The following is a 7,232-nucleotide window of genomic DNA, read 5'->3' as shown; positions in this document are numbered from 1 at the left end:
TCCAGCGAGACGCCGCCGGCCTCGATCACCGCCTGCCGCAGGATCTCGGCAATGGTGTGCGACGCCTCGGTGTCGCGGCGCAGCCTCTCCAGGGTTCGCTCCATCTCATCCTGGCGGGCGAAGAGCACCGCCTCGTAGGTGGCGCGGCCGTAAGAGAGCGCCTGCATGAGCCGCTCCCGCACCGCGGCGGGGTCGTTGATCTCGGCGCCGCCCTCCAGGAGAAGGCTGGCTTCCCTGCGCGCCCCCCAGGAGCAGGTGTAGGTGCAGCGCTTCCCGGCGGCATCGCGAAAGCTCAGGCTTACCCGGCAGGTGTCGCCGCCGGGATAGGGGAGGCACCTGGCCAGGAAGTTTCTCCAGTCCTCCGAGTTCCGCCTCAGGTCGGGCGGCAGGAAAAGGACCGCAAAGAGGGCGTTGACCAGGGTGCTCTTCCCCGCTTCATTGGGCCCGAGAAGAACGTTCAGCCCCGGCTGGAAGGAATAGACTTTCTCCCTCAGGGCGCCGAAGGGGTCGAGTGTAAGCGCTTCGATAATCATCGCTTCACCTCGCTGATGAGACGATAGGCCAGCTGCAGCGCGGCGGGGTCATTTTTCTGCGCCAGCCGGGAAAGGAGGCGCTGGGGGAAGGAGCCGGCGGGGAAGCGGGCGGCAATGAACTCCGCCGAAAGCTCCATCGCCAGGGCGCTGTCATCGTCTTCCAGGTAGAGGAGAGAGGAGCGCAGTTCGTCAATCCGGCGGCGGCGGCTGTTGTAGGCCTCCTCCGGCAGGAAGCCGGAGAGGCGCAGCTTCACCAGGGTCTCTTTACCCGCCTGCCGCAGCTCCTTCTCCAGTTCATCCAGGTCGGCGGTGCCGCGCAGCTCGCGGCTAATCTCCATGAAGCGAAACTTTCCGGTGGAGACGGCGCGGCAGTGGACGCCGCCCTCCTCCAGGGTGGTAATCCAGGCGCTGCCGCCGTGGCGGCAGTCGAAGCCGTCCGGCTCGGGGGTGCCGCTGAAGCAAAAGAGAGCCCCCTGCACCTGCTCGAGGTTGGGATGGCGCACGTGGGTGTGCCCGAGAAAGCAGTGGTGCAGCCGCAGCCCGGCCAGCTCCGCCTCGTCCATGGGGAAATACTCTCCCTCCAGGTCGGGGGAGATCCCCCGCACCGTGCCGTGGGCCACGCCGAGATGCCACCCGGAGGCAGGCCGCTCCGCCAGCTCGCGGATCCAGCCCAGCCTGTTTTCCCGGGAATGCTTCCGGTGGCAGGGAGCGGGGTAGAGCACGGCGTCAATCCCGTAATCGTGCAGCGGGTAGGGAACGGTATCGGTGAGCAGGAGCAGCGAATCGGGGGCCAGCTCCCGCAGCTCCTTCCAGAGGTTGCCGTAGCCGTCGTAGTAATCGTGGTTGCCCGGTAAGAGAGCCACGCAGTCGCCCTGGAAGCGGGAGAAGCTGCGCACCGCCCGGGCAATTGCTTCGCGGGGCGGCTGCGCCCGGTGAAAGAGGTCCCCGGCCACCAAGAAGAGCCGGCACCGCACCTCGTTGGCCAGCTCCACCATTCGCTCCAGCGCTTCATAGCGCGCCTCCACCAGCTGCTGCCGCACCTCTTCGGGGTAGCCGCGATTGCGAAAAGTCATCCCCAGGTGCAGATCGGCGGTGTGAAATATCCTTAGGGACATGATCAAGCCTCCTGCCCCAAAATTTTACAGCTTTTTACGAGAAAAATTTTCCCCGGCCTCAATTCGCCTCCGGCCGGCCCAACGGCATGCCGCGGCGGCTTCAGCTTTCCTCAACCCAGCCGCGCGCTCTCTCTACCGCCCGCAGCCAGTTGCGGTAGAGGGCGGCGCGCTGCGCCTCGTCCATCCGGGGCTGGAAAGAGGCGCTCTCGCGCCACTGCTCCGCCAGCGCCGCGCAATCGGGCCAGACCCCCGCCGCCAGGCCGGCCAGGTAGGCAGCCCCGAGGGCGGTGGTATCAAGCGTGGAGGCGCGGCGCACCACCGTGCCGGCGATGTCCGCCTGGAATTGCAGCAGCAGGTCCATCACGCTGGCTCCGCCGTCAACCCTCAGCTCGCCCAGGGGAATCCCCGCCTCGCGGCGCATGATCTCAAGCACATCGCGGGTCTGGTAGGCCATGGCCTCCACCACGGCCCGCGCCAGGTGAGCCCGCGTCGTGCCCCGGGTTATGCCGATGAGCAACCCCCGGGCGTAGGGGTCCCAGTAAGGGGCGCCGAGCCCCACGAAAGCGGGCACCAGGTAGACGCCGCCGCTGTCCTCCACCTGCTCCGCCAGCGGCCCCGTCTCCGAAGCGTGCCTGATTATCTCCAGGCCGTCGCGCAGCCACTGGATGGCGGCGCCGGTAATAAAGATGCTCCCCTCCAGGGCGTAGGTGACGCCCCCGTCAATGCCCCAGGCGATGGTGGTGAGCAGTCCCGCCTCGGAGCGGATGGCCTTATCGCCGGTGTTCATCAGCAGAAAAGAGCCGGTGCCGTAGGTGTTCTTCACCATGCCCTCTTCAAAGCAGGCCTGGCCGAAGAGGGCGGCCTGCTGGTCACCGGCAATGCCGCCCACCGGCACCCGCACGCCGAAAAAGGCAGCGGGGTCGGTCTCGCCGAAAATGGTGCTGCTGGACATGACCCGCGGCAGGATCTCTGCCGGAACTTTCAGGATCTCCAGCAGCTGCGGGTCCCACTCCAGCGCACGGATATTGAAAAGCAGGGTGCGCGAGGCATTGGAGTAATCGGTGGCATGGACCCGGCCGCCAGTAAGCCGGAAGAGGAGGTAGCTGTCGATGGTCCCGCAGGCCAGCTCTCCCCTGCTCGCCGCCTCGCGGACGGCGGGGATATGCTCCAGGGCCCAGTTGATCTTCGTCCCGGAGAAGTAGGGATCCAGGATCAGGCCGGTTTTCTCTTGAAAGAGCTCCAGCAGGCCGGCTTCCTTCAACTCATGGCAGAGCTGCGCCGTGCGGCGGCACTGCCAGACGATGGCATTGGCCAGCGGCCTGCCGGTGGAGCGCTCCCAGAAGACCACCGTCTCCCGCTGGTTGGTGATGCCGATGGCCGTGATCTCAGCCGGTTCCGTTCCCGCTTCCTGCAAAGCCTTTTTGGCCACGTCCAGGGTGGCCGCCCAGATCTCTTCCGGATCATGTTCCACCCAGCCGGGGTGCGGGTAATACTGCTGATGCTCCCGGGCCGCCCGGCCCAGGGGCCGACCCCGCTCATCCCAGAGGATGGCGGTGGTGCCGGTAGTGCCCTGGTCAATAGAGAGGATGCGCGCCTTAATGTTGATCGCCCCCCCGCGATTTAGAATGCCGCCGCATAAATTGCACCGTCTTCTCAAAAATCAGTTCCTTGTCATAATCGAGCGTGGCCACGTGGTAGGAGTTCTCCAGCCAGACCAGCTCTTTTTCAGCCGAGCCAATGTGCTCCAAAATATAGGGAGCGTTGGAAGGATGGACCACGTGATCCTCCCGCGACTGGAAAATGAGCGCCGGCTGCTTAATCCGGGGCAGCTCTCCATTCACCAGGCGGCACAGCTTCAACAGCTCTCCCAGCGCCGCCAGGGGGACCCGGTCATAAGAGAGCTCCGTAACCGTGGGATCCTTGATGTCGCTGCCGATGCCGGGTACAGTTTTCACGAGGAGGCGAAGCAGCGGCAGAAAGATGAGACGGAAATCTTTCATGAACACGGGACCGCAGATGGGGATCACGCCCTTAATGGTATCGGGATGGCTGCAGGCCAGGTGCAGCGCCAGCGTCGCCCCCATGGAGAGGCCGGCCACGAAAATGGTGCGGCAGTGCTTCCTGATTTCCTCCAGCCCCGCCTCGGCCGAAGCGATCCAGTCGTGGTATGTATTGTCGAGCATGTCTTCCACTTTAGTGCCGTGCCCCTTGAGCCGTGGCCCGACCACGGTAAAGCCCTGGCCGGCCAGGTATTCGCCCATGGGCCGCATACTCGAGGGATTTCCCGTAAAACCGTGCACCAGCAGACAGCCGGCGTCACCGCCCGAAAAGAAAAAGGGCTCGGCTCCCACCAGAATTTTGCCTTCCATATCTTGTTGCCCTCCTTTAAATGTTGAACTGAAAACATCTTCCGGCCAACTGTTAGTGTATATGTTTCTTGATAATTGGCATTAATCCTGCTAATAAGAAGGGTTCTTCGCTTTTTAAACCGGCCCCCGGCAGTCTTTCATCTCCCGGCCAGAAACAAAGCAGGAACTTTTAAAAATAAAGGCAGCCAGGTGAATCCGCTAGAGCAGGGTTAAGTAAACCGTGGATAAGGCCAGGACTACGGCGCCGATCCAGGCCAGGTGAGGCAGCACCGCACCCAGGGTAACCTTGAAATACTCCACCGTCAGCAGCTGGCAGAGGTGTACCGGCGAAGCGACGTAGCCCCAGAAAGCGCCCAGGTAGGCCAGGGCCAGCATGGCCTCTGGACGGCCGACCATGCCGAGCAGGGGCACCAGCACCGGCAGGGTCAGCCCCAGGGAGGCGTAGCAGCTGCCCGTGATCATACCTCCGAGGTAGGGTAGAAGAAGGATCAGCAATAGGGGGGGAATTCCGGCGCTGCTGGAGAACTGCGAAAGCTGCTCCATGGCCCCGGAGCGGGCAATAAACTCCTTGAAAATCATGATCCCGGCAACACCCAGCAGGATTTTAACGGGGACGCCTTTGACCAGCAGGAGAAGCCGCTTCTTCATCTCCGCCGGCCACCCTTCTTCCGGCGGGTACTGGAAGAGGGCCAGGACCAGGGCCGGCAGCAGGGCCGCCCAGAAGGGCCAGTCCAGCGCAACCACGGCTGCCAGGGCCAGGAGCACCGGCAGCAGCCAGTAGAGGAAGCCCTTGACATTTTCACCGTACCGCCGCTCTTGCCCTTCGCCCAGGGGTTCACCGCCTGTCTGGCGGAAGATAAACCAGGCTCCCAGCAGGGTCGCCACGGCCACCGCGGGGAGACACAGGGCCGCCAGCGTGCCCGCGGAGATATCGGTAAAGGAGAGCATGGCAATGAAGCCGGGGAAAAAGGGGTAGACGGGCATGAGAAAGTGGCGGAAAAAGACGTTGGCCAGCGCTCTCCGGGCCGGGTTCATTTTCAGGCCTGTGCCGATCTGATCTGCCAGCGGCGCGGAAAAATAGGCCCCTCCAGGAATGGAAAGCAGCCCAATCATGCTCGGCAGCAGCATGAGCAGCACCCGGCTGTCCCGGAGCAGGGCTTTCAGGGACTCCATCGCCTTCTCCATGGCACCGTTGTGATAGATGAGCTCGCCGAGGATGCCGATAGCGGTGATCGCCGCCAGGAGGTTAAGGGTGCTTGCAGAGGTGAGGGCGGCCGCGGCAATGCTGAAGCACTCCGCGGGACCAGCTTTCATGAACAGGGCCAGGACCAGGGAGCCGATCAGCATAACCAGGGCCATATTTTTCCGCAGGAACAATAGCACGAATACCAGGGCAACTGCTACGATTACGCCAATCAGTTCCATCATCTACTTCCTATTTCCTGGTTATGATATTATCTACGTCAAAGCTAGATTCCTCCTTTGGGAGCCTTAATCGGAAAAGAAAATCTTTTTTAAAAAAATTTTACGGAAAAGAAGGATTTTCTGATCTTGCCTCGAATTAGATAAATACGGTCTTATTCACCTTATATGTCTTTTATTGGGGATGATTAAAATTCGCCTTACGCGGCACGGAGAATATGCCATTAGATGCGCCCTGGAACTGGCCAGGCATTACGGAGCGGCGCAGGTCACGACTAAAGAAGTGGCTTCGAAACAGGAAATACCGATTTACTTCCTATCAAAAATCCTGGGCCGCCTGATCATTGCCGGCCTGGTTGTAAGCCAGAGAGGAGCTGCGGGAGGAATTTCGCTGGCCAGGCCGCCGCACAAAATTAGCTTGCGGGAAGTAATTGAAGCTGTCGAAGGTCCCCTTGCCCTCAACAAATGCCTGGCAGAACCCGGTGCATGCAGCCGGGAAGCCCAATGCAAAGTCCACCCGGTATGGGTCAGAGCCCAGGAGGCATTGTTGAGAGAACTAGAAATAACTCTGGATCAACTAATTTGAAGTTCCAGGCAGTTGGCAAAAGCATTGGCCATATTTCAAGCAAAGTTTGGGGCTGCCTCAAAAAAAGTAGCTCCAATGTTACTACCCTCTCCCGGGGCTCCTTCCCGGGAAAGGAGAAGCAGCTACCATCGAAATAACTTACGAGACTCCGGATGCACCCCTCTTCCCCTGGGAAGAAACAGCCATAATCATCGCGAAAAAAATTTTGAGGCAGCCCCTTTTTACTTTTGGCCGTGCTTCAGCAAAGGGACATGATTCCAAGAAAAATTATACGCGCCTCAACTCTTTAATCAAGTAGCCGGCAGAAAGCAAAGCCAAGTACAGCGGAATCGTGACCAGCAGTATGGCGCATAAGTCTCGTGTGGCTGAATATGACATGAAGTGAAGACCCTTTATGCACAGGCTGCCCACGATGTAAGCCGCCGGCAGAAGAAATATTTTAAAGATCACTTCCTTTGCTTTTGCGTGGCGGCGGAATATATACATGGCTATCAGGCAAAAAATGGCCAGCGCTGCAGCCATGAAGAAGTAGTATGCCAGAAAGCCTCTGGGCAGGGTTACTACATTTCCATCCGGAACCTGATCCCGGCCGTAGATTAAGATGTCACCATCCCCGGCATATAAGCGATCTCCACTTCTGTAAGGCATGTAGTAATAAACCGAAGCCACTGTCTTGCCGTCGGGATTTAAAACAGTATTGTTGGCGGAACTTTTGCTTATATACCTGTTCCAGATACTGCTCCACGCCGTAATGTGATATACAAAGCCGGGTCCCCTGTCGGCAGGATAATGATGGATGCTGTATCCCGATACCTCGTCGCTGAATACGGCCAGCACCGCCCCGTCAGCGTTTTCTTTTATCAAAACGGGGTTTCCGCTGTATGGAATATATTGCGGCGCAGTCAAAAAGGCAATTACAGCAACAGCGGCAGCCAAAGTTAACATAACTGACAGGAGAAAGATCTGGATTTTATTCCTTCGCAAGATAGCTTTCAGCTTCTTCAATGGTTCGGTATCAATATCTGCCGGAAGATTTTGAGAGGCGTTCATCTCATCGAGCTGCTTCTTGCAGCTTTCACACGCAGCAATATGCTCTTCCACGATTCTGCGTGTATCGCTGCTCGCCAAATTCTCCACGTATAACGGCAAAACGTCTCTAATCATGTTGCAGGATACCTTCATTTATAATCCTCCATTTGCTCTTTAA

Annotated in this window: 7 protein-coding genes; 1 reads left to right on the top strand and 6 read right to left on the bottom strand. The window is 59.6% G+C overall.

The genetic code is table 11. The features are described 5' to 3' along the window. From ACE4YL_RS14320 to ACE4YL_RS14300, 5 genes are all read right to left on the bottom strand, one after another. The coding region (locus ACE4YL_RS14320) for an AAA family ATPase (RefSeq protein ID WP_461369731.1) at nucleotides 1-533 on the bottom strand (533 nt) is incomplete at its 3' end. Then, entirely contained in the window at nucleotides 530-1,648 is a 1,119-nt protein-coding gene (locus tag ACE4YL_RS14315) for a metallophosphoesterase family protein (RefSeq protein WP_461369730.1), read from the bottom strand. The genes ACE4YL_RS14320 and ACE4YL_RS14315, both read right to left, overlap by 4 nt. Nucleotides 1,649-1,748: 100 nt before the next feature. Continuing rightward, a complete protein-coding gene (gene glpK / locus ACE4YL_RS14310; protein WP_461369732.1) occupies nucleotides 1,749-3,248 on the bottom strand; it encodes a glycerol kinase GlpK in 1,500 nt (499 codons plus the stop codon). After that, the gene (locus ACE4YL_RS14305) at nucleotides 3,244-4,017 is read right to left on the bottom strand and encodes an alpha/beta hydrolase (RefSeq protein ID WP_461369729.1); all 774 of its coding nucleotides are present in this window, start codon (nucleotides 4,015-4,017) and stop codon (nucleotides 3,244-3,246) included. Before ACE4YL_RS14305 ends, glpK begins: the two co-directional genes overlap by 5 nt. A 198-nt stretch (nucleotides 4,018-4,215) precedes the next feature. Further along, the gene (locus ACE4YL_RS14300; protein WP_461369728.1) at nucleotides 4,216-5,445 is read right to left on the bottom strand and encodes a DUF401 family protein; all 1,230 of its coding nucleotides are present in this window, start codon (nucleotides 5,443-5,445) and stop codon (nucleotides 4,216-4,218) included. Nucleotides 5,446-5,623: 178 nt separating this feature from the next. Between ACE4YL_RS14300 and ACE4YL_RS14295 the strand changes: the two genes are divergently transcribed. Further along, nucleotides 5,624-6,025 (top strand): RrF2 family transcriptional regulator, encoded by a 402-nt coding sequence (locus tag ACE4YL_RS14295; RefSeq protein ID WP_461369727.1) that lies wholly within the window; start codon nucleotides 5,624-5,626, stop codon nucleotides 6,023-6,025. A gap of 267 nt (nucleotides 6,026-6,292) precedes the next feature. On the opposite strand, the gene ACE4YL_RS14290 is transcribed toward ACE4YL_RS14295, so the two are convergent. Beyond that, nucleotides 6,293-7,207 (bottom strand): anti-sigma factor family protein, encoded by a 915-nt coding sequence (locus tag ACE4YL_RS14290; RefSeq protein WP_461369726.1) that lies wholly within the window; start codon nucleotides 7,205-7,207, stop codon nucleotides 6,293-6,295. Nucleotides 7,208-7,232 lie beyond the last annotated feature (25 nt).

It is taken from the genome of Candidatus Darwinibacter acetoxidans (assembly GCF_041936445.1).
Classification (GTDB): domain Bacteria; phylum Bacillota; class Limnochordia; order Darwinibacteriales; family Darwinibacteriaceae; genus DTU010.
The sequence above is the reverse complement of the archived record's forward strand: the minus strand, read 5'-3'. Positions and strand labels throughout refer to the sequence as shown.

What these genes read in the sequence shown, in the direction of transcription:
- ACE4YL_RS14315 (WP_461369730.1), bottom strand. Translation starts at nt 1,648, where the DNA reads ATGTCCCTAAGGATATTTCACACCGCCGATCTGCACCTGGGGATGACT.
- ACE4YL_RS14305 (WP_461369729.1), bottom strand. Translation starts at nt 4,017, where the DNA reads ATGGAAGGCAAAATTCTGGTGGGAGCCGAGCCCTTTTTCTTTTCGGGC.
- ACE4YL_RS14300 (WP_461369728.1), bottom strand. Translation starts at nt 5,445, where the DNA reads ATGATGGAACTGATTGGCGTAATCGTAGCAGTTGCCCTGGTATTCGTG.
- ACE4YL_RS14295 (WP_461369727.1), top strand. Translation starts at nt 5,624, where the DNA reads ATGATTAAAATTCGCCTTACGCGGCACGGAGAATATGCCATTAGATGC.
- ACE4YL_RS14290 (WP_461369726.1), bottom strand. Translation starts at nt 7,207, where the DNA reads ATGAAGGTATCCTGCAACATGATTAGAGACGTTTTGCCGTTATACGTG.